Annotated in this window: 30 protein-coding genes; 14 read left to right on the forward strand and 16 right to left on the reverse strand. The window is 70.7% G+C overall.

The window, feature by feature from the left end:
* Positions 1-44: 44 nt before the first annotated feature.
* Both ABZ297_RS03570 and ABZ297_RS03575 read left to right on the forward strand, forming a co-directional pair.
* Positions 45-1,094 carry a DUF2293 domain-containing protein gene (locus ABZ297_RS03570; protein ID WP_355338757.1) on the forward strand — a complete coding sequence of 350 codons (1,050 nt, stop codon included), beginning with the start codon at positions 45-47 and terminating at the stop codon, positions 1,092-1,094.
* A complete protein-coding gene (locus ABZ297_RS03575; RefSeq protein WP_355338760.1) occupies positions 1,091-1,483 on the forward strand; it encodes an MmcQ/YjbR family DNA-binding protein in 393 nt (130 codons plus the stop codon). The genes ABZ297_RS03570 and ABZ297_RS03575 overlap by 4 nt, the downstream gene beginning before the upstream one ends.
* Here the strand turns inward: ABZ297_RS03575 and ABZ297_RS03580 are convergent.
* The 3 genes from ABZ297_RS03580 to ABZ297_RS03590 all read right to left on the reverse strand — a co-directional run bounded on the left by ABZ297_RS03580 (position 1,445) and on the right by ABZ297_RS03590 (position 4,977).
* The gene (locus ABZ297_RS03580) at positions 1,445-2,050 is read right to left on the reverse strand and encodes a LysE family translocator (RefSeq protein WP_355338763.1); all 606 of its coding nucleotides are present in this window, start codon (positions 2,048-2,050) and stop codon (positions 1,445-1,447) included. The two genes, ABZ297_RS03575 and ABZ297_RS03580, sit on opposite strands and share 39 nt — an antisense overlap.
* Positions 2,051-2,230: 180 nt before the next feature.
* A complete protein-coding gene (gene kynU / locus ABZ297_RS03585; protein WP_355338766.1) occupies positions 2,231-3,430 on the reverse strand; it encodes a kynureninase in 1,200 nt (399 codons plus the stop codon).
* Between the two features lie 137 nt (positions 3,431-3,567).
* On the reverse strand, positions 3,568-4,977 hold the full coding sequence (locus ABZ297_RS03590) for an aldehyde dehydrogenase family protein (RefSeq protein ID WP_355338769.1): 1,410 nt from the start codon (positions 4,975-4,977) through the stop codon (positions 3,568-3,570).
* A 345-nt stretch (positions 4,978-5,322) separates the two neighbouring features.
* On the opposite strand from ABZ297_RS03590, the gene ABZ297_RS03595 reads away from it, so the two are divergent.
* From ABZ297_RS03595 to ABZ297_RS03605, 3 genes are all read left to right on the forward strand, one after another.
* Positions 5,323-5,832: a VanZ family protein gene (locus ABZ297_RS03595; protein WP_355338772.1), complete on the forward strand. Its 510-nt coding sequence runs from the start codon at positions 5,323-5,325 to the stop codon at positions 5,830-5,832.
* A 154-nt stretch (positions 5,833-5,986) separates the two neighbouring features.
* A complete protein-coding gene (locus ABZ297_RS03600; protein WP_355338775.1) occupies positions 5,987-6,739 on the forward strand; it encodes a GntR family transcriptional regulator in 753 nt (250 codons plus the stop codon).
* Positions 6,740-6,860: 121 nt separating this feature from the next.
* Positions 6,861-7,091 (forward strand): hypothetical protein, encoded by a 231-nt coding sequence (locus tag ABZ297_RS03605; RefSeq protein ID WP_355338778.1) that lies wholly within the window; start codon positions 6,861-6,863, stop codon positions 7,089-7,091.
* A gap of 243 nt (positions 7,092-7,334) precedes the next feature.
* On the opposite strand, the gene ABZ297_RS03610 is transcribed toward ABZ297_RS03605, so the two are convergent.
* Positions 7,335-8,360, reverse strand: coding sequence for a hypothetical protein (locus tag ABZ297_RS03610; protein WP_355338781.1), 1,026 nt, complete (start codon positions 8,358-8,360; stop codon positions 7,335-7,337).
* Between the two features lie 146 nt (positions 8,361-8,506).
* Between ABZ297_RS03610 and ABZ297_RS03615 the strand changes: the two genes are divergently transcribed.
* On the forward strand, positions 8,507-9,028 hold the full coding sequence (locus ABZ297_RS03615; RefSeq protein ID WP_350804862.1) for a gamma carbonic anhydrase family protein: 522 nt from the start codon (positions 8,507-8,509) through the stop codon (positions 9,026-9,028).
* On the opposite strand, the gene ABZ297_RS03620 is transcribed toward ABZ297_RS03615, so the two are convergent.
* Complete coding sequence (locus ABZ297_RS03620; protein WP_355338785.1) at positions 9,000-9,902, reverse strand: hypothetical protein; 903 nt, start codon at positions 9,900-9,902, stop codon at positions 9,000-9,002. The genes ABZ297_RS03615 and ABZ297_RS03620 overlap by 29 nt on opposite strands.
* A 53-nt stretch (positions 9,903-9,955) precedes the next feature.
* On the opposite strand from ABZ297_RS03620, the gene ABZ297_RS03625 reads away from it, so the two are divergent.
* On the forward strand, positions 9,956-11,290 hold the full coding sequence (locus ABZ297_RS03625) for a hypothetical protein (protein WP_355339042.1): 1,335 nt from the start codon (positions 9,956-9,958) through the stop codon (positions 11,288-11,290).
* Positions 11,291-11,504: 214 nt separating this feature from the next.
* Positions 11,505-11,666 carry a hypothetical protein gene (locus ABZ297_RS03630; protein ID WP_171075218.1) on the forward strand — a complete coding sequence of 54 codons (162 nt, stop codon included), beginning with the start codon at positions 11,505-11,507 and terminating at the stop codon, positions 11,664-11,666.
* Between the two features lie 97 nt (positions 11,667-11,763).
* On the opposite strand, the gene ABZ297_RS03635 is transcribed toward ABZ297_RS03630, so the two are convergent.
* The 7 genes from ABZ297_RS03635 to ABZ297_RS03665 form a co-directional block, all read right to left on the reverse strand.
* Complete coding sequence (locus ABZ297_RS03635) at positions 11,764-12,045, reverse strand: metal-sensitive transcriptional regulator (protein ID WP_355338788.1); 282 nt, start codon at positions 12,043-12,045, stop codon at positions 11,764-11,766.
* A gap of 27 nt (positions 12,046-12,072) precedes the next feature.
* A complete protein-coding gene (locus tag ABZ297_RS03640; protein ID WP_355338791.1) occupies positions 12,073-13,143 on the reverse strand; it encodes a glycosyltransferase in 1,071 nt (356 codons plus the stop codon).
* The gene (locus ABZ297_RS03645; RefSeq protein WP_355338794.1) at positions 13,140-13,934 is read right to left on the reverse strand and encodes a hypothetical protein; all 795 of its coding nucleotides are present in this window, start codon (positions 13,932-13,934) and stop codon (positions 13,140-13,142) included. Before ABZ297_RS03645 ends, ABZ297_RS03640 begins: the two co-directional genes overlap by 4 nt.
* 148 nt (positions 13,935-14,082) lie before the next feature.
* On the reverse strand, positions 14,083-16,182 hold the full coding sequence (locus ABZ297_RS03650) for a (Fe-S)-binding protein (protein ID WP_355338797.1): 2,100 nt from the start codon (positions 16,180-16,182) through the stop codon (positions 14,083-14,085).
* Between the two features lie 123 nt (positions 16,183-16,305).
* Positions 16,306-16,887, reverse strand: coding sequence for a TetR family transcriptional regulator (locus ABZ297_RS03655; protein ID WP_355338799.1), 582 nt, complete (start codon positions 16,885-16,887; stop codon positions 16,306-16,308).
* Positions 16,884-17,639: a class I SAM-dependent methyltransferase gene (locus tag ABZ297_RS03660; protein ID WP_355338802.1), complete on the reverse strand. Its 756-nt coding sequence runs from the start codon at positions 17,637-17,639 to the stop codon at positions 16,884-16,886. Before ABZ297_RS03660 ends, ABZ297_RS03655 begins: the two co-directional genes overlap by 4 nt.
* 11 nt (positions 17,640-17,650) lie before the next feature.
* Entirely contained in the window at positions 17,651-18,460 is an 810-nt protein-coding gene (locus ABZ297_RS03665; RefSeq protein WP_350804870.1) for a sugar phosphate isomerase/epimerase, read from the reverse strand.
* A gap of 119 nt (positions 18,461-18,579) precedes the next feature.
* Between ABZ297_RS03665 and ABZ297_RS03670 the strand changes: the two genes are divergently transcribed.
* The 5 genes from ABZ297_RS03670 (at position 18,580) to disA (ending at position 22,727) form a co-directional block, all read left to right on the forward strand.
* Positions 18,580-19,278, forward strand: a complete 699-nt coding sequence (locus ABZ297_RS03670) for a class I SAM-dependent methyltransferase (protein WP_355338806.1) — start codon at positions 18,580-18,582, stop codon at positions 19,276-19,278.
* 42 nt (positions 19,279-19,320) lie between these two features.
* On the forward strand, positions 19,321-19,695 hold the full coding sequence (locus tag ABZ297_RS03675; protein WP_355338809.1) for a MerR family transcriptional regulator: 375 nt from the start codon (positions 19,321-19,323) through the stop codon (positions 19,693-19,695).
* Entirely contained in the window at positions 19,692-19,997 is a 306-nt protein-coding gene (gene trxA, locus ABZ297_RS03680) for a thioredoxin (RefSeq protein WP_350804875.1), read from the forward strand. The genes ABZ297_RS03675 and trxA overlap by 4 nt, the downstream gene beginning before the upstream one ends.
* 202 nt (positions 19,998-20,199) lie before the next feature.
* Positions 20,200-21,606, forward strand: coding sequence for a DNA repair protein RadA (gene radA / locus ABZ297_RS03685; protein WP_355338812.1), 1,407 nt, complete (start codon positions 20,200-20,202; stop codon positions 21,604-21,606).
* A 41-nt stretch (positions 21,607-21,647) separates the two neighbouring features.
* The gene (disA, locus tag ABZ297_RS03690) at positions 21,648-22,727 is read left to right on the forward strand and encodes a DNA integrity scanning diadenylate cyclase DisA (RefSeq protein WP_355338815.1); all 1,080 of its coding nucleotides are present in this window, start codon (positions 21,648-21,650) and stop codon (positions 22,725-22,727) included.
* Positions 22,728-22,773: 46 nt separating this feature from the next.
* Here the strand turns inward: disA and ABZ297_RS03695 are convergent, their stop codons facing one another.
* Positions 22,774-23,325: a TetR/AcrR family transcriptional regulator gene (locus tag ABZ297_RS03695; protein ID WP_355338818.1), complete on the reverse strand. Its 552-nt coding sequence runs from the start codon at positions 23,323-23,325 to the stop codon at positions 22,774-22,776.
* Positions 23,326-23,475: 150 nt separating this feature from the next.
* Positions 23,476-24,174, reverse strand: coding sequence for a hypothetical protein (locus ABZ297_RS03700; RefSeq protein WP_355338821.1), 699 nt, complete (start codon positions 24,172-24,174; stop codon positions 23,476-23,478).
* A gap of 120 nt (positions 24,175-24,294) precedes the next feature.
* Here ABZ297_RS03700 and ABZ297_RS03705 point away from each other — a divergent pair, with 120 nt between their 5' ends.
* Complete coding sequence (locus tag ABZ297_RS03705; protein WP_355338824.1) at positions 24,295-25,170, forward strand: A/G-specific adenine glycosylase; 876 nt, start codon at positions 24,295-24,297, stop codon at positions 25,168-25,170.
* Positions 25,171-25,343: 173 nt separating this feature from the next.
* Here ABZ297_RS03705 and ABZ297_RS03710 read toward each other — a convergent pair whose 3' ends face one another.
* The gene (locus tag ABZ297_RS03710; protein WP_355338827.1) at positions 25,344-25,760 is read right to left on the reverse strand and encodes an AraC family ligand binding domain-containing protein; all 417 of its coding nucleotides are present in this window, start codon (positions 25,758-25,760) and stop codon (positions 25,344-25,346) included.
* 33 nt (positions 25,761-25,793) lie between these two features.
* Positions 25,794-26,171, reverse strand: coding sequence for a cupin domain-containing protein (locus tag ABZ297_RS03715; RefSeq protein ID WP_355338829.1), 378 nt, complete (start codon positions 26,169-26,171; stop codon positions 25,794-25,796).
* Between the last annotated feature and the right edge of the window lie 46 nt (positions 26,172-26,217).

The following is a 26,217-nucleotide window of genomic DNA, read 5'->3' on the forward strand; positions in this document are numbered from 1 at the left end:
CAAGGAATGCCGTCGTCCTGACAAAGAGGCGGGAAACTGGAGCGGTGAGCAAGCCCAACCTGGCGCGCAGGGTCGCCGAGGCAGCCGAGGTCGCCCTGGCCAACCGCAAGTACGTGACGTTCATCGACGTGGTGACCGGGCTGCGCTGGTTGCACTCCCGCCATGTCGAGACCTGGCGGCAGGGGCGGGCGGCCACGCTGGCCGAGCTGGCCGCCGTCGACGACGACCGCCTGTTCAGCGCCGCCGCGCTGCTGAGGGACTGGGCGGTGGCCAAGGGGCTGCGCCCGATGGCGGGGTCGTACGTGTCGGGCAGCCGCGACCGGCGCGAGCTGCGCTTCACCGGCGGCCACGAGCAGGAGCCGTTCCGGACGCACTGGCTCTCACCCGACCTGAGCGAGGCGCGGGTGCGGCAGCTCGCGGAGCGCCAGGCCAAGGCCCCCGACCTGGTCGTGGTGTCGCCGCTCGACGCCTGGACGTGCGCCTCGTGCGCCGACACCGGCCCCTACCTGATCATGGAGGACGACCAGCCGTACTGCCTGACCTGCGCGGACATCGACCACCTGGTGCTCCTGCCGTCGGGGAACGCGGCGCTCAGCAGGCGGGCCAAGCAGGAGAGCGGGCTGTCGGCGGTGGTCGTCCGGTACAACAGGCGCCGCAAGGTCTATCAGCGGCAGGGGCTGCTGGTCGAAGAGGAGGCCATGGCGCGGGCGGAGGAGCGCTGCCTGGCCGACGAGGAGGTGCGGCTGCGCCGCCGCGAGCGCGACAGGGAGCGCAGGGCCGATCAGGACGTCGAGTTCCAGGCCAGGATGGCGGCCGAGATCGCCCGCCTGTTCCCCGGCTGCCCCGCCGACCGGGCCGAGGCGATCGCCGCCCACGCCGGGCAGCGCGGCAGCGGCCGGGTGGGGCGCACCGCGGCGGCCAGAGCCCTGGACGAGAACGCGATCACGCTGGCCGTGGTCGCGTCCATCAGGCATCTGGACACCGACTACGACCGGCTGCTCATGTCGGGCGTCCCCCGCATGGAGGCCCGTGACCTGATCAGGGACCGCATCGACGGCAAGTTGGCCGAGTTCCGCGGAGCGTCCCCGTCATGAGCGACTGGCACGACGTGCGGGAGCGGCTGCGCGAGTTCGCGCTCGGCCTTCCCGAGTCGCACGAGGACCACCCGTGGGGCGAGACCGTCATCAAGGTCAACAAGAAGATCTTCCTCTTCCTCGGCCTGGACGAGCCGACCGAGAAGTGGAGCCCGACCTTCGGCGTGAAGCTGCTGTCGGAGGCGCACGGCCACGCGCTGACCGTCGACGGCGCGGCGCCCAGCGGGTACGGCCTGGGCAAGGCCGGCTGGGTGACCGTGCCGTTCCAGGCGGAGCTGCCGGAGACCGAGGTGCTGCTCGACTGGGTCGAGGAGAGCTACCGGGCGATCGCCCCGAAGCGGGCGGTCAAGCTACTGGACGGCGAGGCGCAGCGCGAACCCGACCAGTAGCACCCCGGTGGCGCGTTCCACTCTGGAGCGGACCTTCGGCGTGCGCAGCAGCGCGCCGACCCGGTCGACGATCACGTTGTACAGGCTGAACCAGAGGGCGTAGAGCACGGCGACGATGCTGGACAGCAGCACCGCGTCGCCCATCGTGTCGCCGTGCGTCGGCAGGAACTGCGGCAGCCACGTCACGAACAGCAGCAGCACCTTGGGGTTGAGCAGGTTCGACAGCAGGCCCCTGCGCACGTGCAGCAGGGCGTTCCCGCCCGGGCCCGCCTCGACCGGCTCGCCGTCGCCGCCCCTGCTGGGCAGCAGCGCGCGGACGCCCAGCCAGAGCAGGTAGCAGACGCCGAGCCCGCGGACCACGGTGAACGCGGTCGGGGAGGCTGCGAGCAGCGCCGACAGGCCGATCGCGGCGGCGGACGCGTGGACCGCGAGGCCCAGCAGGCCGCCCAGCATCGTCAGCAGGCCCGCCAGGCGGCCGTGCGCGAGCGAGCTCCGCATGATCAGCGCGGCGTCGGGGCCGGGGATCATGATCATTATCAGGGTCGTGACCACGAAGGTCAGCAGCATGGCGGGGGTCTCCCAGTGCTGAGAGCGCGCTCCCGCCAACCCGCTCGTGCGCAGGCCGCACGGTCACGCGGGCGAACATCGGAGTGCCTTGTGGGCACCCAGATGCTACCGGACGGCTCAGCGCTCGATCGGGGGTGCCCCTGGCCGGTTACCTGGCGAAGGCGGCGAGGTCTCGCCCGTTCAGGTGACCGTGAGCCGCTGGGCGTACCTCTCGTCCCGCCAGAGCTCCTTCTCCAGCACCTCGATCAGCGTGGCCGCGGCGTCGAACACGTCCACGTACCGGGTGTAGAGCGGCGCGAAGCCGAAGCGGAGGATGTCCGGCGCGCGGAAGTCGCCCTGCACGCCCCTGTCGATGAGCGCCCGCATCACCGGGTAGCCGTCGGGGTGGCGCAGGCTGACCTGGCTGCCGCGCCGCTCGGCGTCCCGGGGCGAGGCCAGCTCCACGGCGTCGCCGACCAGGTCGACGAAGAGCGAGGTCAGCGCCGTGCTCTTGGCCCGCACCTGGTCCATCGGCACGCGCTCCCAGACGTCCAGCGCCGCGTCCAGGGCCGCGAACGACAGCACGTGCGGGGTGCTCACGGCGAACCGCCTGATCCCCTCCGCCGGACGGAAGTCCCGCTCGAACGCGAACGGCTCGGCGTGGCCGTGCCAGCCGGACAGCACGTTCTCGGCGGAGTGGTGGTGGCGCGGGTTGACGTAGAGGAAGGCGGGCGCCCCCGGGCCGGCGTTGAGGTACTTGTAGGTGCAGCCGACCGCGAAGTCCGCCGCGGAGACGTCCACCTGGAGGGCGCCCACGCTGTGGCAGACGTCCCAGATCATCAGCGCGCCCGCGTCCTGCACCTGGGACGTGATCGCCGGCACGTCGCGGCGCTCGCTCGTGCGGTAGTCGACCTCCGACAGCAGCACCACGGCCGCGTCGTCGAAGCGGCCCTCGGCGACGTCGCGGATCTCGTGGCCGCCGCCCAGCGCCCTGGCGAGCCCCTGCACGATGTAGTGGTCGGTCGGGAAGTTGGTGACGTCCGAGACGATCACCCGGCGGTCCGGACGCAGCCGCAGGGCCGCGGCCACCGTCTGGAAGATCGCGATCGACGTGGTGTTGCCCACCACGACCTGGCCGGGGCCGGCGCCGATGAGCGGCGCGAGGCGGTCGCCCAGCGTGAGCGGCTGCTCGTACCATCCCGCGTGGTTCCAGCCGCCGACGAGCTGGCGGCCCCACTCCTGCTCGACCGCCTGGCGCACCCGCTCGGGGGTGCGGCGGGGCAGCGCGCCGAGCGAGTTGCCCACCAGGTAGACGACTCCCTCCGGCAGGACGAACTCGTCCCTGAACTCGCGCAGCGGGTCTTCGGCGTCAAGGGCCAGACAGCGATCCCGATCCAACACCTGGAAACTCCTTCATCCCGTTTTCGGGGGGATGGTAGCTATTACCCGATTAATGCCATTTTCGTACTCTCGGACGTACCAGTTCTGCACCGGGTTGCGCGTCCTCGCGTCGAGCGTGAACATGGTCTGACCATTCGTCATGGATCCGGTTGCTCCAGCTTGATCGTGATCGTCGTCGGTTGCGAGTAGAAGTCGAGCGAGCGGGTGCCGCCTTCCCTGCCCGTGCCTGACAGTTTGGCGCCGCCGAACGGGGCCCGCAGGTCGCGCAGGCACCAGGTGTTCACCCAGACCAGCCCGGCCTCCAGCCGCTGGGCCACGCGGTGGGCGCGGTCGAGGTTCGAGGTCCAGACCGTGGCCGCCAGGCCGAACTCGCTGCTGTTGGCCAGGTCCACGGCCTGATTCTCGGTGGTGAAAGGCGCGACATGGCAGACCGGGCCGAAGATCTCTTCCCTGTTGAACCTGGACCATTCCGAAAGCCCCGACACCACTGTGGGTTCCACGAAATATCCGCCGTCGCGCTCATCCCCGAACGACGGCACCCCGCCTCCGGTCAGCACCTTGGCCCCCTCCGACCTCGCCAGCGCGTAGTACGAGAGCACCCTCTCCCGGTGCTCCGCCGAGATCATCGGCTGCGGCTCCACGATCTGCGCCCGTCCGGCGAGGACCGCGCAGAACTCCTCGAAGATCGACCGCTCGACGTACAGCCGCTCGGTGCACAGGCACGCCTGCCCGCCGTTGGCGAACACCGACCGGACCGTGCCGTCGATCGCTCTGCCGAGGTCGCAGTCAGCGAAGACCACTCCGGCGTTCTTCCCTCCCAGCTCGAACGAGACCGGCTTGACCCGGTCCGCCACCGCCCCCATGATCGTCTGGCCGGTACGCGTGGACCCGGTGAACGTCACCCCGTCGACGCTCGGGTGCTCCACCAGTAACCGTCCCGCCGGGCCGGACCCGAAGATCACGTTCACCACTCCCGGGGGCAGCTCGACCTCCTCGCAGATCTCCGTGAACAGCGCGGCCGAGCAGGGCGTGTGCTCCGACGGCTTGACCACCACCGTGTTGCCCGCCACCAGGGCGGGGGCGAGCTTCCACGTCATCAGCAGGAACGGCAGGTTCCACGGCACGATCACCGCGACCACGCCGAGCGGCCTGCGCACCGTGTAGCTGAGCGCGCCCGGCAGATGGAACGCCTCGTCGGGGCGCTGGGCGGCGATCTCGGCGAACGTCCGGAAGTTCAGCACGCTCCGGGGGAGGTCCAGGGTTCCGGCCGCCTCCAGCGGCATGCCGGTGTCGGCGGCCTCCGCCGCCACCAGGTCGTCGAAACGGGCCTCGATCCCGTCGGCCAGGCGGCGCAGCCACCCGGCGCGCTCCCCCACCGGCAGGGCCGCCCACCCGGGAGCGGCCTCGCGGGCCGCGCGCACGGCCCTGTCGACCACCTCGGGGTCGGCGTCGTACACCTGGTCGATCTCCGCGCCGGTCACCGGATCGCGGACCGGGAACGCCGAGCCGCCAGGCACACGCGTTCCGCCGATGAAGTGGGTCAACACCGAACTCTCCCCTTCTCCCTCGAGTCCCCGCGGATGGCGTTCGGCTGCTCGCTAGCATCGTCTCCCGCGAACGCGATCCACGCCATGCCACACGGGCACGGTGTCTTCGCGCCTGCCTTGACGCGCGGTCTCCCGCGCGGATGGCGGACGTGTTGCCGGGGGCTCGCGAGGTGCCCGTCCCGCCCACCGCCGGTAACCCGCGGCACACGCTCGGGAGGTGCCCGTCCTGCTCGCTGCCGGTAACGCGAGGGCGGGTGGGGTGTCCGGGAGGACACCTTCCTGTACCTCAGCCGGGGCGGCATCATGGGCCGGGTGACGCAGACTTGGGATCAATGGGGAAATGTGGTGATCGCTGGGTTTCTGGCCCTTCCGCTGGCCGCCCTGGCGATCCTGCTCCTCTCCCGCCGCCGCGCCCGCGCCGGACACCCGGCTCCGATGCGCACGGCGCTGGCGGACGTCGGCATCGTGGTCGGCACCGCCCCCTGGATCTGGATGATCCTCACCCCGGGCACCGGTCAGAGCGGTGTCAGTATCGTCCCGTTCAACGACCTCACCTGGCTCGTGCGCGCCCCATGGGAGACGGCGTTCGTGCAGGTGGGCGGTAATCTGCTGGTCTTCGCCGCACTCGGCGCGCTGCTGCCGGTGCGCACCGCGAGGATGGCCTCGCCGGGCCGCGTCGCGGCCGTCGCGGCTGCCTGCTCGGTGACGGTCGAGACCCTCCAGTACGTGCTGCGCCTCGGCCGGGCCTCCTCGATCGACGACGTGATCATCAACACCTTGGGGGCCGTCCTGGCCGCGCTGATTACTCGGCGCTGGTGGGCGTCCCGAATACCGACTGTGAACGCGCCGAGTTAACGGTCAGCGAAAACCCTCAGTGGGGGTGCCACACGGGCACGATCCGCTCAAAAAGAAGCTCGCGACCAACCTCTGTATCTGTGCGATCGTGGACAAGACGGGGCAAGTTCTCTGGAGACGCCAAACCCGGTTGGTGACAGAGGGTGATCGAAACGTGTCTGAATCCCCGGTATCCCACGAACCTCCGATCTATCGACGCATCGCCGACGGTCTCCGCTCCCGGATCCTCTCCGGCGAACTGCGCGACGGGGACAGGTTGCCGGGCGAGAACGCACTCATGGCCGAGTACGCGATCGCCCGCGCCACCGCCAGGCAGGCACTCGCCGTACTGATCAACGAGGGGCTGGCGGTGCCGAAGCGAGGTTCGGGGGTCTACGTGCGACTGTTCAAACCGATACGCAGACACGGCTCCCGCCGCCTTTCCCGCGAGCAGTGGGGACAGGGGCGGGCCATCTGGGACGCCGACACCCGCGGCCGTCCCTTCACCGTCGACGAGGTGGAGGTGGTGCGCGAGCGGGCGTCCGAGGAGATCGCGGGCGTGCTCGACAGCGGCGAGGTGTGGGTACGGCGGCGCCGCTACTCGGTCGACGCGCGGCCCGTGCAGCTGGCCACCTCCTACTTCCCCGCCCACCTGGTCGAGGGCAGCGCCATCACGCAGCCCGAGACCGGGCCGGGCGGCGTCTACGCCAGGCTCGGGGACCTCGGAATGCCGCCCGCCCACTTCACCGAGGAGGTCAGGGCCCGCATGCCGGGACCCCGCGAGGCCCGGCTGCTCGACCTGCCGGGGGGCACGCCGGTGATCGTGATCGGCCGTACCGCCTACACGGCGGGCGGCCTGCCGGTCGAGCTGAACGAGATGGTCCTGGACTCGGCGGCGTACGTACTTCAGTACGACTTCGACGCCTAGATCAAGGCGACATGTCAAGCGATAGGTTGACCTGTCCCTTGCGATCATTGATTTCTCTAGAGATGTGGCGCACCTTCTAAGAAGATGGAATCGCACAGCGGGTCACCGGAGAGGTGAGCAGATGTCCTTTGACCGGCATCTCGCCGAGATCGCCCAGGAGTATCCGCTGTGGACCATCTGGCGGAGCGACGCCGGACGCTGGTGGGCCACCCGGCACCGGCCACTCAACGTGGCCCAGCGCGACGCCGGATGCGCGATGACCATCGACGCGGACGACCCGGACGGCCTGCGCGATCAGCTCCGGGACCAGGAGAGATGGGCTCGCGAGCACGGGAGCCCGGCTCCTCCTTAACGCCAGGCCACGGCCGGGCGCGCGCGCCTGGCCAGGCGCACACGAGCAGCCCGGTGCCGGGTTCAGCGTCTCGGCGGCCCCGGTACCGGGCCCCCAAACGGGGCCAGGAACGCGGAAGTCCCCGACCCGATCGGGGGCGGGGGCTTCCGCTCGTCTCCGGGCGAGGCGAGGGCGAGTAAGGTCCCGTCAGCGATGGCGGGACCTACTTGCGTTGATCAGGGCCCTGTCGACGCCGAGACGGCCTTACTTGCGCACTTCCAGGCGGCCGATGTTCACGTCCGTGTCGTCGGAGATCTGCTGGACCTCCTGGCGCGGCTCCTCGTCCACGTCCTCTTCCAGGATGACGCGCACGTCCTCCTGAGGAGCAGGAGCAGGGGCGGGAGCGGGAGCGGGAACGGGGGCGGGAACGGGGGCGGGAACGGGAGCGAGGGCGAGTGCGGGCGTGGTTTCGGCGGCGATCAGCGGCCCGGCGTTGGCCTCGTCGCGCATGAGGTCGCCGAGCACCGAGCCGATCTCGGTCAGCCGCCGCACGACCTCCGCGTGCGTGTTGGACAGGTACTCGACCCGGCGGCCCGCGTGCTCGTCGAGAGTCGCGACCCGCTGCTGGGCTGCGGCCAGCGACGTCTCGGCCTCGTTGCGGGCGCTGCCGACCGTGTGCTCGGCCTCCGCCTGCGCGCCCTGGACGAGCTGCTCCGCCTCCTGCTTGGCGGCGGTGAGATGGCGGTCAGCCTCCGCCCGCGCCTCGCGCAGCGCGTCCTCCGCCTCGGAGCGGGCCGTGGCCAGCGTCTCCTCGGCGTCGGACCCGGCCTGCGCCAGCATCCGCTCGGCGGCCGAGGTGGCCTCGCCGACCCGGCGCTCGGCCTCCGCCTGGGCGGAGGTCAGCATGTTGTCGGCCGTCTCGCGCGCGGACGTGACGAGGTGGTCCGCCTCCGACCTGGCGGCGTCGCGGACGCTGGTGGCCTCGGCCTCGGCGGACTCCTTCTTCGCCGCGGCCTCCTCCTCCCCCAGCTTGAGGATCTGGGCGAGCCTGGGGCTGAGGTCATCGTAGCTCTGCGGCGCCTCGACCATCCGCCGTCTGGCCTCCGCCAGCTCGACGCGCCCCTGCTCGGCCTGGTCGATCGCCCGCGCCAGCCGCTCCTCCAGATCCCGTAGCTGGTTGCGGGTACGGATGATGTAGTCATGGACCTGGCGGCGGTTGTAGCCGCGCATCACAACTTCGAAGGTGTCCTCTTGCATCAGATCGGGGAGGCTCTCGTGCTGGTTTGTCATGGGGGTTACCTATGGTTTGCGTGAGGCGGGGGATAACTGCGGGTTGTGAGGGTCTGACGACGACACGTCAGGAAACGACTTTCCTGCCATCTGCCCACGTCCGCAACCGGAACGCCATAGCTGGGCTGGGAATTACGATGTGACGGGTGTACATCGCAGCGTTGGACAACGGGGCAGTCCCGGACATTCACCCCGAGGCGTACATCGCCCCTGGTGCGGTCGTGGTCGGCAAGGTGCGCGTGGGCCGGGCGTCCAGCATCTGGTACGGCTCCGTTCTCCGGGGTGACGACGAGCGGATCGAGATCGGCGAAGAGTGCAACGTACAGGATCTCTGCTGCCTGCACGCCGACGCGGGTGAGCCCGCGATCCTGGAATCGCGGGTCAGCCTCGGCCACAAGGCCATGGTCCACGGCGCCCATGTGGAGTCGGGCGCGCTGATCGGGATCGGCGCGATCGTGCTGGGCGGAGCCCGGGTCGGCGCGGGCACGCTGGTCGCGGCCGGCGCCCTGGTCGGCCCCGGCAAGCGGATCCCCGCCGGGGTGCTGGTCGCCGGGGTGCCCGGACGGATCGTGCGCGAGCTCACCGACGAGGACCGGGCGTCCTTCGCCCGGACTCCCGACAACTACATGGCCAAGGCTGTCAGGCACCGGCAGGCGTCAACACCTTGATCAGGGCCTCGTCCGACACCGAGGCGGTGTTCAGCGGGTCGGCGTAGTCGGGCAGCTTCGGCCTGAGGAAGCGGACGAAGTCCACGGTCATCCTCAGGTCGGGCTCGCCCTTGATCTGTTCGGCGTTGGCCTTGGTCGCGTCCTTCTTGAGGGTGTTGTAGCTGTCCCAGTCGGTGTAGGCGGTCATGCCCCACTGCAGCACCTCCGGCAGCTCCGACGGCCAGCGCCTGCCGACCTTCCAGGCACCGCCCTGCTCCCTGTACAGAGCGGCGGCCGCCCGGCCCACTCTGGCCAGGACGAGTTCCACCCAGCCGCTCTTGACGGCCAACTCCTGCGGCTTGGAGCTGCCGTTCTGGGTGTACTTCACCTCGACCTGGCCGCTCTCGTCGGCGGTGCCGGTGGTGACCGACATCCAGTACGGCTTGTCGTTGGAGTTGGGCACCCTGGCCATCAGGCCGCCGAGCGAGAACTTGCGCTGGGGCTTGCCGCCCTTCTTGCCCTCCACCTTGACCCGGGCGTACATCACGATGTTCCCGGCGAGCTCCTGGTAGACGAGCGGGCCGCGGAACCCGTCGAACCAGGTGGAGGTCTTGGGCTCCAGGTACAGCGAGCCCTTGGCGGTGGCGTTGACGTCCAGCTTGGCGATGCGGTCGAGGTCCTTCTCGGTGTCGCTGAGCTTGCTCCACGCCGACAGTTCGGCCGCGGACGCGAACTCGCTCGACGCCGAGCCCACCTCGCCTCCGGGGGTCGGGGGTAAGGCGTTGTTCGCGGTGAGCACGCCGGGGCCCTGGGGCGACGGCTGCGCCGACGTCGCCGTCCCGCACCCGGCGAGCACGGTCGCGACTGCCAGCACGCCTGCCATCTTTGCCCTCATAGCGGCCATTCTGCCGCGTTATCCCGCTGGATGATCCACTCGCCGTGAGTACGATGGCCGCCGTGCGCCCCTGGGATGCGTTCACCGCCGCCGAGGCGGACGTCCGCGCGATCGTGACGGACCCGCGCTGGCAGGGGCTGTCCGTGCCCGATCGCGCGCACGCGATCGCGGCCAGGGCGCTGGTCACGCCCGACGGCGACCGCTGGCTCTTCGGTGCGCACGCGCGCTGGCACCTGCACGACCCCGCCGACGGCTACTGGCACCTGGCGCCGCCGCCCAGGGGCACCCCGGTACGCAGGGCCGAGCACGCCGCCGCCGTGCTGCCGGCCCGGGTGATCCCGCGCGGCCCCGACTTCGCCGCCGAGCCCGGGTCCACCCAGGCGTTCGTCGGGCCCGACGTGCCCGCCTCCCTGACCGAGCAGGTGCGGGTGCTGGTGCGGGCCAGCGGGCGCAGGTCCGAGCTGGAGTTCCCGCTGACCGCCTTCGACGAGATCTTCGCCTCGGACGTCCCGAGCACGGTCGCCGCGATCTGGGGCGCCGTCATGTGGTGCGCCTACGCGCCCGCGTTCGACGGCAACGAGCAGTTGATCACGATCTTCGGCGAGTACCTGCGCAGGCCGCTCCCGGGTGACGAGTGGGTGCGCTGGCTGCCGGCCCCGCCGCTGCTCGACCTGGTCACCCTCGTCGCGGAACGGCAGTGCGCGGGCCAGTCCCGGGCGGCGCTCCGGCTGGCCGCGCTGATCGCCGACACGGCCCAGATCCTGCTGTCGGACGCCCGCTTCAGGCCGCGGGCGCTCGCGCTGCTCACGATGGTGGAGCCGGCGCTCAGACAGCCCGGCCTGGACGACCAGGCGTCCCGGCGCGACGCCACCGCGGTGCTGCGGGCCTGGCTGGACCGCTGCCCGGACCGCCTGGCCAGGGCCGTGCTGGCGGAGACCGATCCGGAGGCGAACTTCCGGCACACGGTCTACGACCTGTCCGAGTCTGTGGCGTTCGCGTCCGATCCGGCCGCGGCGGCGGCGACCTACCTGGCCGACCTGTCCGACTCCAGGGCGCTGCTCCCGTCGCGGCTGGACCACCGCCTCAGGCAGGCGTACGAGGAGCTGGCCCTGGCGGGGTTGACCAGCACGTCCAGCAGCGAGAGCACGCAGCCGGAGGGGTTCCCGGTGCCCTCGGGGGGCTCCGCCGTGCAGGTGCTGCGGGAGCGCGGGTCGGAGGCGGAGGCGCCGCCCGACAGGGCGAGCGCGGCGGCGGTGCTGGGAGCCGCGTACGCCACGGGCCTGGCCTGGCGCAGGCTCACCGGGGCCAAGGTGCCGGAGCGCGGCTTCGCCGGGTCGGCGGCGCTGGTGCGCAGGCTCATCCACGAGCGCGACGACGACCAAACGTAAACCACTAATACCGCTATTTCACTCTTACTACACCTATATCGTTCTAACACTCTAAACAACAGGCAATATGCGGAATTGTGATCTCGGATTCGGGAAATGATCCCCTGGGGCCCAGGAGGGCTCCGAAAGGAATGACCCCGATGGGCCATGTTGCCTGGAGGGCCCCAGCCGTAACCTCGAAGAGGGTGTGGGCTGCGGAAGGAAGGACGACGCGGTGGGGCACAATGACCTGGACTCTCGGGTCCACGACCGTGTCGCGTTGGACGAGATTGCGCTCTACGCCGAGGTGCTCACCGCCGTCGCTGTAAGCGAGCGGCGGCTGACCTTGGACGAGCTCGACGACGCGCTCGGATTGCGGACTTCGGCCAGTCGCTGAAGACCATCACTATGACCTAGTCCCGGATCCCCAAAAGGATCCGGGACCGTGGCTGACAGGGCCGCAGCATAACTAGTCAATCGGCGCCCGGCGTCTCCTACGAACGGACGAGCCGCGCGATCGCCGCCGACGCCTCCTTGACCTTCGCGTCGGCCTCGGGCCCGCCGGTGTTGATGGCGTCGGCCACGCAGTGCGAGATGTGCTCCTCCAGCAACCCCAGCGCCACCGCCTGCAGCGCCCTGGTCGCCGCGGAGACCTGGGTCAGCACGTCGATGCAGTACGCGTCGTCGTCGACCATCCGCTGCAGGCCCCTGATCTGGCCCTCGATCCTTCTCAGGCGAGTGAGGTACGCCTGCTTGTCTGCGCTGTACCCATGCATGCTTCTACGGTACCCGTAACCCGTATCTCAGCGGAGATCCGCGATCAGCTTCTCCCACTGCTCGCCCACCTCGCCGGCCGCGTGACGCAGCGCGGTGTCGAGCGCTCCGGCGGCCAGCGAGCGCCGCCTGCGCTCGTCGTCGATCAGCGCGAGCAGCGCGGCGGCGAACATCTCCAGCGCGCCGGCGCCGTCGGGCACGAGCACCCCGTTGTAGCCGGTCGCCACGAACTCCGTCGGCCCTCTGGCGCCCTCGAACGCCACGACGGGCACCCCGCAGCCCATCGCCTCCAGGACGTTCATGCCGAGGTCCTCGCTGCTGGAGGTGTTGGCCACGATCGACGCCTTGGCGAACTCGCCCGCCAGGTCGGGTGTGGTGCCCATGAAGTAGACGTGGTTGTGCAGGTTCAGCTCGCCCACCAGCGCGCGCAGCCGCCGCTCCTCCGGGCCCCCGCCGTACAGCCTCAGCCGCCAGTCGGGCCGCTTGTCGGCCACCACGGCGAACGCCCTGATCAGCCTGTCGTACGCCTTGACCGGCACCCACCTGCCGCCCGCCGCGACGATCCGGTTGTCCATCCGCGAGCGCGGCCACGGGCCGCCCGGCAGCGCGTCGGGCACGGCGTGCACGGCCGGGCCGCCCTCCTCCAGCAGCCTGACCCACTCCTCCTGGCCGGACTCGGTGGCCGTGACGACGGCGTCGAGCCGCGGGTACAGCCGCTTCACCGGCCCCGGCACGGCCGGCCTGCTCCACTCGCGGGCGATCTTCAGCATCTCGCGCGGCGCGTGCCTGGCCGCCTGGATGCTCAGCGCCGGCCTGCTCGTGATGAGGACGTCGCTCCTGAGGTTCCTGAGCAGCCGCCACAGGGCGACCTCGGTGCGCACCTGCCCTCCGGGGAACAGCCGCCTGACGCCCGGCCTGGCGTCGACCACGGAGCGCATTGCCACCCGCTGCCCGACGGGGAAGAACGGCTTCTCCTTCTGCCGCCTGAGGCTGATCACCTCGACCTCGTGCCGCTCGGCCAGGGCCGCGGCCAGGTTCAACGTCGAACGGACGTCGCCGCGCATGCCGTACGCGGAGGAGAGCAGCAGGCTCACCTTCACCCGCCCACCTCGATCCGCAGCTCGTCGTCGGCCGTGTAACAGGGGCGGATGGGGACCCCGTCGACCTCGGCCGACGGGTAGTGCAGGCGGCGGCGCTTGCCGTCGACGTCGTCGAGGTGGGCGCCCAGCCTCAGCGGCTCGGGCACGCCTTCCACCTCGAGCGTGGGCTCCCAGGTGCCGGACGCCTCGCTGTCGGACGCGAGCACGTTCACCAGGGAGACCGCGGCGTGGAAGCGCACGCCCTGGACCGTGGCGGAGCCGGCCACCCGTGTGGCCGACTGCCTGCGGTGCAGCGCCAGCCTGGCCTCGTGGCGGGCGTCGTCGTCCTCCAGCCCGGTGTAGGCGAGCAGGCCCATCACCTCGAAGCGGCCTTCCCTGAACCAGACCGAGCGCACCTCGGCCACCGGCTCGGCGTCGGCTATCTTCAGCGCCAGAAATCCGTTACGGGTGCGGTAGGACCGGTAGGCGAGGGTCCGCTTGCACAGCGCGTAGGCGTCGAGATGGTCGAGTGAGAAGCCGGGGTCGATGCTCCGCAGCCGGACGCGCTTGCCGTCGCGTCGCAGGTAGGCGTCCCAGCGCCCGGCGGTGAGCATCAGCGGCGCGAGCGAGACGGCCAGCGTGGCCTCCCGGGCGCGCGCACCCGGGGTGCCGAGCAGGACGTCCCGCTCGACCCCCGTGGTGCGATGCCTGAGCACCAGCTCGGTGCCTTGTTCCAGGGGCTCGTCGATGGCGAGTCGGAGGGAGAGCACGTCGGCCAGCGTGACTTCCGCGTCTGTGACGACGACGCGCATCACGTGCCCCCTCCCCGTCGAATAGAGCCATGCGACGTTGAGGTTACCGTGATTTTCCCGTTATGTGGATGGCAGTTTTCCCGCACCCAGCCTTCCTGACGTGCAGATCTTCTCCACAACCCCTGTCAAGAAGCCGGCGTTCTCCCGGTCAGGACACTCCCTTGACCGATTTGATCAAGAGCTGGGCCACGTCCACGACCTCCAGCGACTCCTTGGCCTCACCGCTGTTCTTCTTCTCGTTGATGGCGTCGCCGAGCATCACCATGCAGAACGGGCATGCGGTGGAGACGGTGTCGGGGTTGGTGGTCAGCGCCTCGTCCACGCGCTCGGTGTTGATGCGCTTGCCGATGCGCTCCTCCATCCACATGCGCGCGCCTCCGGCGCCGCAGCAGAAGCCGCGGTCCTTGTGCCGGTGCATCTCCTGGGTCTGGACTCCGGGCACCTTCGCCATGATGTCGCGCGGCTGGGAGTAGACCTTGTTGTGGCGGCCGAGGAAGCACGGGTCGTGGTAGGTGATCTTCTCCTCGATCGGCGTGACCGGAGTGAGCAGCCCCTCGTCGACCAGCTTGGCCAGCAGCTGCGTGTGGTGCACCACCTCGAACGCGCCGCCGAGCTGCGGGTACTCGTTGGCCAGGGTGTTGAAGCAGTGCGGGCAGGTGGCGACGATCTTCTTGACGCCGGCCTCGGTCAGCGTCTCGATGTTCTGCTGGGCGAGCATGTTGAACAGGTACTCCATGCCCAGGCGGCGGGCCGGGTCGCCGGTGCACGCCTCCATCGGGCCGAGCACCGCGAACTTCACGCCCGCGATGTGCAGCAGCTCGGCCACCGCCTTGGTGGTCTTCTTGGCGCGGTCCTCCAGCGCGCCGGCGCAGCCGACCCAGAAGAGGTACTCGGCGTCCTCGGGCATTTTGTCCTCGACGAGCTCGACCTCGAAGTCCAGCTCCTCGATCCAGTCAGCCCGCTTCATCTCGGACATGCCCCACGGGTTGCCCTTGTTCTCCAGGTTCTTCACCATCACCCCCGCCTCGGACGGGAACGACGACTCGACCATCACCTGGTAACGCCGCATGTCGAGGATGTGGTCGATGTGCTCGATGTCCACCGGGCACTGCTCGACGCAGGCGCCGCAGTTGGTGCACGACCACAGGACGTCCGGGTGGATCACGCCCTCCTCGCCGACCAGCGGCTTCTCCAGCAGCGCGAGCACGTCGGTGTCGGCGTGCTCGGTGGACGCCGCCATCAGGTACGGGGCCACCTTGAAGGCGTGGTCGCGCTGGTCGAGGATGAGCATCTTCGGCGACAGCGGCTTGTCGGTGTTCCAGGCCGGGCACTGCGACTGGCAGCGGCCGCACTCGGTGCAGGAGTAGAAGTCGAGGAAGCCCTTCCAGGTGGTGTCGCCGATCTTGCCGCGGCCCAGCCGCTCGGGGTCGAGGTCCTCGTCCTCGAAGTCGACGGGCTTGCCGTCGACGCGCAGCTCGGACGCGGCGCCCAGCCCGTCGGGGCGGCGGGAGAAGAGCACGTTCAGCGGCGCGGTGAAGATGTGCAGGTGCTTGGAGTTCACCACGATGACCAGGAACACCAGCATGAAGCCGATGTGCAGGAGCAGCGCGATCTCCTCCAGCAGCGCGCTGTGCGGCAGCGCGTCGCCCAGCGCCAGCGAGACGAACGCGCCGGAGGAGTACGGGAAGTTGCCGTTGGCCGCCGACGCGCCGCGGGCCAGGAAGAGCGTCCAGATGATGTTGAAGATCATGAACAGGACGAGCCAGGCGCCGCTCAGGTGCGAGCCGGAGAAGCGGGACTCGCGGCCCAGCGTCTTGGGCGAGTTCTTGACCCGGATGACGGCGAACGCGACCAGGCCCAGCAGACAGGCGACGGCGATGAAGTCCTGCAGGAAGCCGAGCACCGCCCAGGTGCCGATCAGCGGGATGCGGAAGTCGGGTTCACCGGTGATCGCACCCTGGATGATCGCGCCGTACGCCTCGATGTAGACGGTCAGCAGGATGAAGAACGCCCACATCACGAAGAAGTGCGCGATTCCCGACGGGGTCCACTTGAGCAGCTTCTTCTGACCGAACACCTCGACGAGCTGCGCCTTGACCTCGTCGCCCACGTGCGCCTTCGCGTACTCGAGGCGCTCGGGCGCAGGCGGGCCCACGGTCGCGAGCCTGAACAGGAACAGCGCCCTGCGGCCCGCGACGGCCACTGCCAGGACGGTCATGATGAGCCCGATGATGGCCACCCAGAGCACGGGGTCCTCCCACAGACGACGTTGCCTGCCAGCGTACGGTGGCGCCGCCGGCCAGGCCTCCCCGGAAGGGTACCCGCGAGTAACATTTCCGGGGTAATACATCCCACTCTAGAGAACAATGCTCTAGACGGCGAAGTACCTCTGGATGGTCGGCGCCAGCAGCTCCACCAGTTCCTCCGCATCAGCGCTGGCCAGGGGCTCGAGCCTGAGCACGTACCGACTCATGATCACGCCGAGCATCTGCGCGAACGCCGCCTCCACGCGCAGGTGCGGGACGCCCAGCGAGTCGGCCACCCGGTACAGCAGCGCGTTCGTGATGAACTCCCTGAACATCGTGACGGCCTGGTCGTTCGTCATGGCGGAGCGGATGAGAGCGATCATCGGCTCGCGTGTCTCCGGCTCGGCGGTCACCTCCAGCAGCATCCGGACCAGCCGCTCGCCGATGCTCTCGGACGGCCCGTCGAGCAGCAACGGGATGACCTGCTCTGGAGTCACCGGCAGCGCCATCGCCGCCGCGAACATGCCCTCCTTGGTGTCGAAGTAGTGGTGCACCAGCGCCGGATCGACCTTCGCCTCCCTGGCGATGCCCCGGACCGTCGCCTTGTCGAACCCCTTCTCGGCGAAGACCCGCCTGGCCGCGGTGAGGATCTCGCCCCGGGTGTCGGCGGCCCCGGGCCTGCGCCCTGGGCGGCGCTTCACGGTCACCTGCCCACCGCCAGGTAGACCCGCATCGGCACCGACAGCACGCCCTCGGGGAAGGCCTTGATCAGCGCCGCACGCTGCCGCCCGACCAGATCGTCGGCGGCCTCCCGCGGCAGCGCCGCCATGTAGGAGTGCGAGCGCAGGTCGAGCAGGAAGTCCTCGACTCCGACCAACCTCGTCCAGGGGATCCAGCGCTCCTCGACCACTTCGAAGGCGGTGGCGATCGGCGGCGGCGCCCACTTCTCCGCCGCGGGCCCCCAGTACGTCGGCAACTCCCGCGCCAGCCGCTCTTCGAACTCGGCCAGCCAGCCGGCCGAGGCGGCGTCGGAGAAGTTCCAGCAGCCCGCGATCGCGCCGCCGGGACGCAGCACCCGCCGGGCCTCGGCGATCGACTCGGCCGGGTCGAGCCAGTGCCACGACTGCGCATAGCAGACGAGGTCGGCCGTCGCGCCGGCCAGGGGCAGCGCGTTGCCGTCGCCCCGGAGCGCCGCCACCGCGGCAGCGGGCTCGTCCAGGCGGGAGACCAGGCGGGCCAGCATCTCGGCCCCGGGGTCCACCGCCACCACCCGGGCGCCGCGCGCCTGCAGGGCGCGCGTCAGGATGCCCGTGCCCGCGCCGACGTCCACCGCCGTCGCGCCCTCGAACAGGACGCCCGACACCTCCGACAGCGCCGTGAACAGCTCGTCAGGGTAGGAGGGACGGGCCGCGTCGTAGGCGTCGGCGACGCTGTCGAACACCTGGCCGAGCTCACGCATCGGCCCCACGTTCATGAGGACGCCGCCAGGTACAGGCGGGCGAAGGCCAGCGCCTCGGCCAGGTCGTCGATGCGCTCCGTGCGGCTGGCGGCCTTACGCGTGTTGATCTCCAACACGACCAGCCCGCTGTAGCCGTTTCCTGCCAGCCGCTCCAGCATGGGCGCGCACGGCTGGTTGCCCCTGCCGGGGACGAGGTGCTCGTCCTTGTTCGTCGTGCCGACGCCATCGGCCAGGTGCAGGTGGGCGAGGCGGTCGCCGAGCTTGGTGGCCATCTCCATCGCGTCGGAGCCCGACACCGCCGTGTGTGACAGGTCGAGCGTGACGTGCGGGAAGTCGTAGTCGATCGGGTTCCAGTCGGGAGCGTACGGCACCACGTCGTTGCCCCTCGCCCGCAGCGGGAACATGTTCTCCACCGCGAACGTGACATCGGTCTCATCGCGCATCCGCGCGAGCCCCGTCTCGAACTCGCGGGCGTAGTCGCGCTGCCAGCGGAACGGCGGGTGCACCACGACGGTCGAGGCGCCGAGCCGCTCCGCCGCCTGCTGCGCCCTGACCAGCTTGGCCCACGGATCGCGCCCCCAGACCCGCTGGGTCACCAGCAGACAGGGCGCGTGGATGGCCAGCACGGGCACCTGGTAGTGCTCGGAAAGCCGCTCGATCACGTCGATGTCCTGGCTCACCGGGTCGGCGCCGACCATGATCTCGACACCGTCGTACCCCAGGCGCGCTGCCAGTTCGAACGCGTCAGGAGTGCGTTCGGGATATACCGAGGCGGTGGACAATGCGATCTTCGCATTGGGCACGCGGATGACATCAGCCACGTTGCCAGCCTAAGCCGGAGAAGCCGATCTGGCGCGCGAGCCCTTTGGTGAGCCGCGTCCAGCGGCTCACCAAAGGCAGCGGAGTCTGCACCTATGCAGTCTGCGCCTACCGTTGTGACATGCCCCGCATCGCCAGAGGCGCCGTACCCAGCCCCAACATCTGGAACACGCCGCAGATCTACGAGCTGGAGAACCGCGCCGCCGACCCCGACGGCGTCGCCGACGCCGCCATGCGCGCGCTGCGCCCCTGGGACGGCGCCACCGTCCTCGACATCGGCTGCGGCACCGGCTACCACCTGCCCGGCTACGCCGCCGACGCGTCCAGGGTGATCGGCGTCGAGCCGCACCACGACCTGGCGGCGCTCGCCCGCCGCCGCTGCGCCGGGCTGGCGGGCGTCGAGGTGCACGCCGCCACCGCGCAGGACCTCCCACTGGCCGACACCTCCGTGGACGTCGCCGTCGCGCGCTGGGCGTACTTCTTCGGCCCCGGCTGCGAGCCCGGCCTGCGCGAGCTGTCGCGCGTGCTGCGGCGGGGCGGCACGGCCTTCGTCATCGACCTCGACGCCACCCGGGGCTCCTTCGGCCGCTGGTTCTCCCGTACCGTGCCCACCTACTCGGCGTCCAAGGTGGAGGCCTTCTGGGACCGTCACGGCTGGCAGCGGCAGCCGCTCGACCTGCGGATGACCTTCGAGCGCCGGGCCGACCTGGAAGCCGTCCTGCGCATCGAGTTCGCGCCCGAGGTGGCGGAGCAGGCCATCGCCGAGACGCCCGGACTGGAACTGCCCTACCCCAACGTGCTGCGCTGGCGCCACTACTGAGGCCTTGACCTTGACGTCGGTGTCAACGTTTACCGTGGTTGCATGCGCATCGGAGAGTTGGCCGCACGGGCGGGGGTGAGCACCCGCTCGCTCCGCTACTACGAGCAGCACGGGCTGCTCACCGCCCGCAGGGGGCCCAACGGATACCGCGAGTACGCCGAGGAGGACGTCAGGCTGGTGTCCGAGATCCGCGCGCTGCTGGCCGTGGGGTTCACCCTTGAGGACACCCGGCCGTTCGTCGACTGCCTCCGCGCCGGGCACAGCTCCGGCGGGGTGTGCCGCGAGTCCGTGCTGGTCTACCGGCGCAAGCTGGCCGAGATCGACGACGAGATCCGCGTCCTGCTCGCCAGGCGGGCCGAGGTGGCCGCCCAGCTCGCCGAGTCCTGCCCGGGCTGTTTCGTAAGGGGAGAGAAATGATCACACTGACGACGGAGAACTTCGAGGAGCAGGTCCTCAGGAGCGACAAGCCGGTGCTCGTCGACTTCTGGGCGGAGTGGTGCGGTCCCTGCCGGATGGTCGCGCCGGTGCTGGCCGAGATCGAGGCCGAACACGGCCTGACGATCGGCAAGCTCAACAGCGACGAGAACCCCGAGATCTCGGCCCGCTACGGCGTCATGGGCCTGCCGACGATGCTGCTGTTCGAGAACGGCGAGCCGGTGAAGCAGATCGTGGGGGCCAAGCCCAAGCGCATGATCGTCTCCGAACTGGGCCTCGCCTGACCCTTCCGAGGGCCCACCGAACCGCCCCCGGGTAACCCACGCCCCTGCACACCCCCGGGTAACCCCCACCCCCTGCACACCCTGTGACCACGCCCCCGCACGCCGCGTGTGACCCACGACCTGGCGCGGCCGCCGCCCCGAGGCGGTCGGCGCGGGCCAGATCTTGCGGAGATTGTCGGCCGGGGCCGCTAGCCTGCTCGGCATGGCCAAGTCAGCGCAGAAGCCCGGTTACCGCTGTGCCGAGTGCGGGTGGCGCACCACGAAGTGGGTGGGGCGGTGCGGCGAGTGCCAGGCGTGGGGCACGGTCGACGAAGAGGGGGCGCGCGCCGGGGTCAACGTGGTCCAGGCCGGTGCCACCAGCGCGCCGGCGGTGCCGATCGGCCAGGTCAAGGCCGAAGTGGCGATCGCGCGCACCACCGGCGTGAGCGAGCTCGACCGGGTCCTCGGCGGCGGCATGGTGCCCGGCGCGGTGGTGCTGCTCGCGGGCGAGCCCGGCATCGGGAAGTCGACCCTCCTGCTGGAGGCGGCGGCGCGCATCGCCGAGCGCGACACCGTCCTGTACGTGACGGGCGAGGAGTCGGCGGCGCAGGTGCGGTTGCGGGCCGACCGCATCGGGGCCATCCAGGATCACCTGTACCTGGCGGCCGAGACCGAGCTGTCGGCTCTGGTGACACACGTGGAGAAGGTCCAGCCGAGGCTGCTCGTCGTCGACTCGGTGCAGACCATCGGCTCGGCGCAGGCGACCGGCGTGCCCGGCGGGGTGACCCAGGTGCGCGAGGTGGCCGCCAACCTGGTGCGGCTCGCCAAGGAGCGCAACATGGCGACCGTGCTCGTCGGCCACGTCACCAAGGAAGGCTCGATCGCCGGCCCGCGCACGCTGGAGCACCTCGTCGACGTCGTGCTCAACTTCGAGGGCGACCGTCACTCGCGGCTGCGGATGGTGCGGGCGATCAAGAACAGGTTCGGCCCCACCGATGAGGTGGGCTGCTTCGACCTGCACGAACGCGGCATCGAAGGCATCACCGATCCGAGCGGGCTGTTCGTGTCGCGGCGCAGTGAGCCGGTGCCGGGCACCTGCGTGACCGTCACCGTCGAGGGCACCCGGCCGCTGCCCGCCGAGGTGCAGGCGCTGGTCGCCCGCACGGAGGCGCAGCAGCCCAGGCGCACGTCGTCCGGGCTCGACACCTACCGGGTGCAGATGATCCTCGCGGTGCTGGAACGCAGGCTCAACGCCAAGCTGGGCGGCTGCGACGTGTTCACCGCGACCGTCGGCGGCATCAAGCTGGCCGACCCGGCGGTCGACCTGTCGGTCATGCTGGCGGTGGCCAGCGCCGCCGGCGACAAGCCGCTGCCCGCCGGCCTGGTGGCGCTCGGCGAGGTGGGGCTGGCGGGCGAACTACGCCCGGTCAAGGACGTCCGGCAGCGGCTCAGCGAGGCCGCCAGACTGGGGTTCAAGCGCGGGCTGGTGCCCAAGGGATCGCTCGACGAGGGCCCCAGAAGGCGCGGCGGCCAGCGGGCCCTGGTGCCCGTCGGCTCGGCCCCGTTCGCACCCGGTTTCGAAGTGGTCGAGGCAGAGAACGTCTGGGACGCGCTCACGCACGTCACATAGCACGGCTAAGCTGAGCCTGACTATTTCGACACGGGGGTCTGGTGCCAAACGACAGGAGTCTTGACGACCGCCGTCGCGAAGCCCTGGCCTCGGTGGCCCCGGGCACACCACTGCGCGACGGCCTGGAGCGGATCCTGCGCGGTCAGACCGGCGGCCTGATCGTGCTCGGCTACAACGGCGTCGTGGAACAGCTCTGCAGCGGCGGTTTCGAGCTCGACGTCGACTTCTCCGCCACCAGGCTGCGCGAGCTGGCCAAGATGGACGGCGCGATCGTGCTCAAGCACGGCGACTACAAGATCGTGCGCGCCGCCGTCCACCTCGTGCCCGACCCCGCGATCGCCACCGACGAGTCGGGCACCCGCCACCGCACGGCGCAGCGGGTCGCCAGGCAGACCGGCCTGCCGATCATCGCGATCAGCAAGTCCATGCGCATCATCGCCCTCTACCTCGACGGCATCCGCTACGTGCTGGAGGAGTCGGCGGCGATCCTGTCCAAGGCCAACCAGGCCCTGGCGACCCTCGAACGCTACAAGCACCGGCTCGACGAGGTCTCTGGCACGCTGTCGGCCCTGGAGATCGAGGATCTGGTCACGGTCCGCGACGTGAGCGCGGTCGTGCAGCGACTGGAGATGGTCAGGCGCATCTCCGACGAGATCAAGGGCTACGTGGTCGAGCTCGGCACCGACGGCAGGCTCCTCTCGCTGCAGCTCGACGAGCTGGTGGCGGGCGTCGACTCCGAGCGCGAGCTGGTGGTGCGCGACTACCTCCCGGCCCCCTCCGGGCGCCGCCAGCGCCGCCTCTCGGAGGCCATGCACGACCTCGACCAGCTGTCGTCCAGCGAGCTGCTTGACCTGTCGGCGGTCGCGCGCATCCTCGGGCACGACGAGACCCTCGACGGGCCGGTGAGCCCGCGCGGCTTCCGCCTGCTGGCCAAGGTTCCGCGGCTGCCGGCCACCGTGGTCGACCGGCTGGTCAACCACTTCGGCAACCTGCAGAAGCTGCTGGCGGCCAACATCGACGACCTGCAGGTCGTGGGTGGTGTGGGCGAGTCCAGGGCGCGCAGCGTCCGCGAGGGCCTGTCCCGCCTCGCCGAGTCCTCCATCCTCGAACGGTACGTCTGACACCCACCCGCCTTTCCGGACAGACGGGCCCGGCAGGCGGGCTGGTTCAGCGGCCGAGGACGAGTTCCGCCATCGCCCGTGCCGCCAGGGCGGGGTGGGCGTCCGGGCGGGTGACGGCGTGAGCGAGCACCCCGTCGACGAGCACGACGAGTTGCTCGGCGCCGAAGCCCGGCGCCGGGTGGCCGTGGCGGGTCAACTCGGCGGTGAAGAGCTCGTGCAACCCGTCCTTGAAGGCGCGGATCTCCGCGTGGGCGGGGTGGTCCGGGTCCGTGAGGGTGAGCTCGGCCGCGGTGTAACGGCACCCCCGGAAGGACGGCTGCGTGGTGATTCGCTCCAACTCGTCGAAGACGGCGAGGACGCGGTCGCGCGGGTCGTCGCCGGCGTCGTCCATGACCTGGCGGTAGCCGGTCAGGCTGGCGCTGGTGCGCAGCACCTCGACGATGAGCCCGTCCTTGCCGCCGAAGTGCTGGTAGAGCGAGCGGCGGGCGACATCGGCCTGCTTGAGTATCGCGTCGACGCCGACGTGTACGCCCTGGGCATAGGTGAGGTCGCGGGCGGCGTCAAGGAGCCGTTCGCGGGGTCCGGGTCTCGTCGTCACCTGTCCGATTCTGGCATGAGATCGGCAGTAGATCAATCGTTCTATCTAATAGACGCCCTCGGGCGTTCTGTCGGCCTCATCGTGCTGAACGAGCACGGGCCGATCAGGAGCGACCCCCGTTTCCGGTCGCAGCCGGGCCGGACACCGAGCTCAGCGCAGGTGGAAGACGCCCATCGAGCTCTTCAGCTTGCCCATCCGCGCCACCGCGACGTACGTGCCCGGCAGGGCGTCGGACGGCGTGCTGCGGCAGTCGGCACTGGAGCGCCGGCGGTCCCAGTCCAGCGAGCGGACGTACGGGACACCCCGCTCCAAGTCCTGCACCTCGACGCCCGCGCCGCTGACACAGTCGGCCGTGGACCAGATGCGGTCATCGCCCGACGTGATGCGGACCTCCATCGCCCGCGGCCCAACGTCGGCCCGGCACATGACAGGGCCGGTGTTGACCAGGGTGACGAGGAAGTTGGGCTGGTCGGCTCCGGCGTAGACGTCCTGCTTGCCCTGCATGCTCAGCACCAGGTCGCGCTCGTTGCACGGCTCGCCCGCCCGCCTGCCGTGCGCCGCCGCCGCGCCCTTCTTCGAGGGCGGCGAAGCCGACGCCGTCGGCGATGGCGTCGGCGACGGCGACGGGCTGGCGGTGCCCATGGCCAGCGTGCGCAGCCCGGCGAGCAGAGGATCTGGCGTGGGAGAGGCGCTGGCCGAGGACTGCGCGCTCGACCGCTGCGGCCCGGCGGCCCGGGTGGAGCACGCCCACGCCACGACCGCGACCACCACAAGCACCGCGACGAGCACGCTCATACGCCGTCGCCAGTAGACGTCGCCGCCGTCGCCACGCATCGTATCCGGATCCATAGTTACAGCATGGTAATTCATCGACCACGGAGGGTGACGACACGCCGCTGTTGGCCATCTCGACATCGCCGAACCCTGTAGGCGAGCGGCCGAAGGCCGTCTCCGCATACCCTTGGGCCCGTGGTTGAGCCGAACCTCCTACACGAGCCCGTTCTGGAGTGGTACGAGGACAACGCCCGGGACCTTCCGTGGCGCGCTCCGTCCGCGACGCCCTGGGGAGTGCTGGTCAGCGAGATCATGTTGCAGCAGACCCCGGTCGTCCGCGTCCTGCCTGTCTGGCACGAGTGGATGGAACGCTGGCCGTCCCCCAAGGACCTGGCCGCGGAGCAGCCAGGCGAGGCCGTACGGCACTGGGGCCGGCTCGGCTACCCACGCAGGGCGCTGCGGCTGCACGCGTGCGCGCGGGCCATCACCGAGGAGCACGGCGGCGAGGTGCCGTCCGACCACGCGACCCTGCTGGGCCTGCCGGGCATCGGCGAGTACACCGCCGCGGCGGTGGCCAGCTTCGCGTACGGCGGGCGGCACGCCGTGCTCGACACCAACGTGCGGCGCGTGTTCGCCAGGGCGGTGCGCGCCGAGGAGTACCCGCCGACGGCGACCTCGGCCGCCGAGCGACGGCTCGCCGAGTCGCTCCTGCCCGAACTCGGCGCCGCCCGCTGGGGGGTGGCCGTCATGGAGCTCGGCGCCCTGGTCTGCACGGCCCGCGGTCCCCGATGCGCCGACTGCCCGATCGCGTCCGTCTGCGCCTGGCGTCTCGCGGGCAAACCCCCGCACGCCGGGCCGGCCCGCAAGGGCCAGTCGTACGCGGGCACCGACCGCCAGTGCAGGGGCCGCCTGCTGGCGGTGCTCCGCGCGGCCCACGGCCCGGTGCCGAAGTCCGCGCTGGACGTCGTGTGGGACGATCCAGTGCAGCGCGAACGCGCCCTCGACGGCCTGATCACCGACGGCCTCGCCGAGCACCTCGACGACGGCACCTACCGCCTCCCCCACGCCTGACCACGCCCCGGGCCCGCCTACGGCGGCAACCCCGTCGAGACCGGCTCCTGCCGTCCGGTGCACATTCCGAGCGCCTGGCCCCGCTTACGCCGCAAACCGCCATGGACGTGCCTCAAGCTGATCCCCGTCCTGCCGGACGGGGCCCCTCCCCCGAGGCGACGAGCTTCGGCGGGTCAGCGGGCCCACGGGGGGACGGTGCGTTCGGTCCCCTTGGGGGCGATGTCGCAGGCGTCAGGGTCCGAGGTGCCGTCGGGGTTGTACACGCGCGCTCCCACGGGCGCGACGACGATGGCGGCGAAGCCGTCCCGGGGGTCGGCGGACATCTGGCGGGTCACGTCGGCGGGCAGGATCATCGTGTCGCCGGGGCCCACAGTGAACCGGTCGCGCTCCAGGGTGACGGTGGCCGAGCCGTCGATCCACGTCCAGATGAGCTCGCTGTCGAAGGCGTGGACGGGCCCCTCCATGCCGGGCTTGGCGTCGACGCGCCAGACAGCCTGCCCGGCGGGGCCCTGGGTGGGTGAGGCGAGGGTGGTCATGACGGCGTTGGGCGTCTCGGTCCTGCGGGCGTCAGCGGACGGGATCGTAGGCATCTGTGTCTCCTCGGGGTGCGGGGGTGAACGGGGTCAGGCGATCCATGGCGGCACGCCGTGCTCGGTGCCGTCGGCGGTGGTGGCACGGGCTCCGGCGGGTGCGGTGACGATGGCCGCGTAACCCGCCTCCGGGTCGGCCAGCACGCGGCGGGTGGCGCCCGCGGGCATGACCACGGTGTCGCCCGGGGTGACGGTGAACGTCTCCTGGTCCAGGTCGACGGTGGCCGCGCCGTCGATCCACGTCCACACCTGCTCGCTGTCGAAGCTGTGGACGGGGCCGGTCGCGCCGGGCTTGGCGTCCACGCGCCACATCGACCGCGAGGAGCCGCCCTGGGTGGGGGACGCGAACGTGGTCATGACGCCGCCCGGAGTCTCTGAGCGGCGCGCGTCGGCATCACGAATGACAGTCATCTCGGAATCCCTTAATATGGACAATAACGTTGTCTATATAGTTAAC

The organism is Nonomuraea sp. NPDC005983, assembly GCF_040614375.1.
GTDB lineage: Bacteria > Actinomycetota > Actinomycetes > Streptosporangiales > Streptosporangiaceae > Nonomuraea.

Excerpts from the sequence above, each read along its gene's own strand:
- ABZ297_RS03670 (WP_355338806.1), top strand. The coding sequence starts at position 18,580 with ATGCCCCGCATCGCCAGAGGCGCCGTACCCAGCCCCAACATCTGGAAC.
- ABZ297_RS03675 (WP_355338809.1), top strand. The coding sequence starts at position 19,321 with ATGCGCATCGGAGAGTTGGCCGCACGGGCGGGGGTGAGCACCCGCTCG.
- ABZ297_RS03620 (WP_355338785.1), bottom strand. The coding sequence starts at position 9,902 with ATGAGGGCAAAGATGGCAGGCGTGCTGGCAGTCGCGACCGTGCTCGCC.
- ABZ297_RS03605 (WP_355338778.1), top strand. The coding sequence starts at position 6,861 with ATGTCCTTTGACCGGCATCTCGCCGAGATCGCCCAGGAGTATCCGCTG.
- ABZ297_RS03610 (WP_355338781.1), bottom strand. The coding sequence starts at position 8,360 with ATGACAAACCAGCACGAGAGCCTCCCCGATCTGATGCAAGAGGACACC.
- ABZ297_RS03715 (WP_355338829.1), bottom strand. The coding sequence starts at position 26,171 with ATGACTGTCATTCGTGATGCCGACGCGCGCCGCTCAGAGACTCCGGGC.
- ABZ297_RS03700 (WP_355338821.1), bottom strand. The coding sequence starts at position 24,174 with ATGGATCCGGATACGATGCGTGGCGACGGCGGCGACGTCTACTGGCGA.
- radA (WP_355338812.1), top strand. The coding sequence starts at position 20,200 with ATGGCCAAGTCAGCGCAGAAGCCCGGTTACCGCTGTGCCGAGTGCGGG.
- ABZ297_RS03625 (WP_355339042.1), top strand. The coding sequence starts at position 9,956 with ATGGCCGCCGTGCGCCCCTGGGATGCGTTCACCGCCGCCGAGGCGGAC.
- ABZ297_RS03580 (WP_355338763.1), bottom strand. The coding sequence starts at position 2,050 with ATGCTGCTGACCTTCGTGGTCACGACCCTGATAATGATCATGATCCCC.
- ABZ297_RS03660 (WP_355338802.1), bottom strand. The coding sequence starts at position 17,639 with ATGCGTGAGCTCGGCCAGGTGTTCGACAGCGTCGCCGACGCCTACGAC.
- trxA (WP_350804875.1), top strand. The coding sequence starts at position 19,692 with ATGATCACACTGACGACGGAGAACTTCGAGGAGCAGGTCCTCAGGAGC.
- ABZ297_RS03635 (WP_355338788.1), bottom strand. The coding sequence starts at position 12,045 with ATGCATGGGTACAGCGCAGACAAGCAGGCGTACCTCACTCGCCTGAGA.
- ABZ297_RS03710 (WP_355338827.1), bottom strand. The coding sequence starts at position 25,760 with ATGCCTACGATCCCGTCCGCTGACGCCCGCAGGACCGAGACGCCCAAC.
- ABZ297_RS03645 (WP_355338794.1), bottom strand. The coding sequence starts at position 13,934 with ATGCGCGTCGTCGTCACAGACGCGGAAGTCACGCTGGCCGACGTGCTC.
- ABZ297_RS03575 (WP_355338760.1), top strand. The coding sequence starts at position 1,091 with ATGAGCGACTGGCACGACGTGCGGGAGCGGCTGCGCGAGTTCGCGCTC.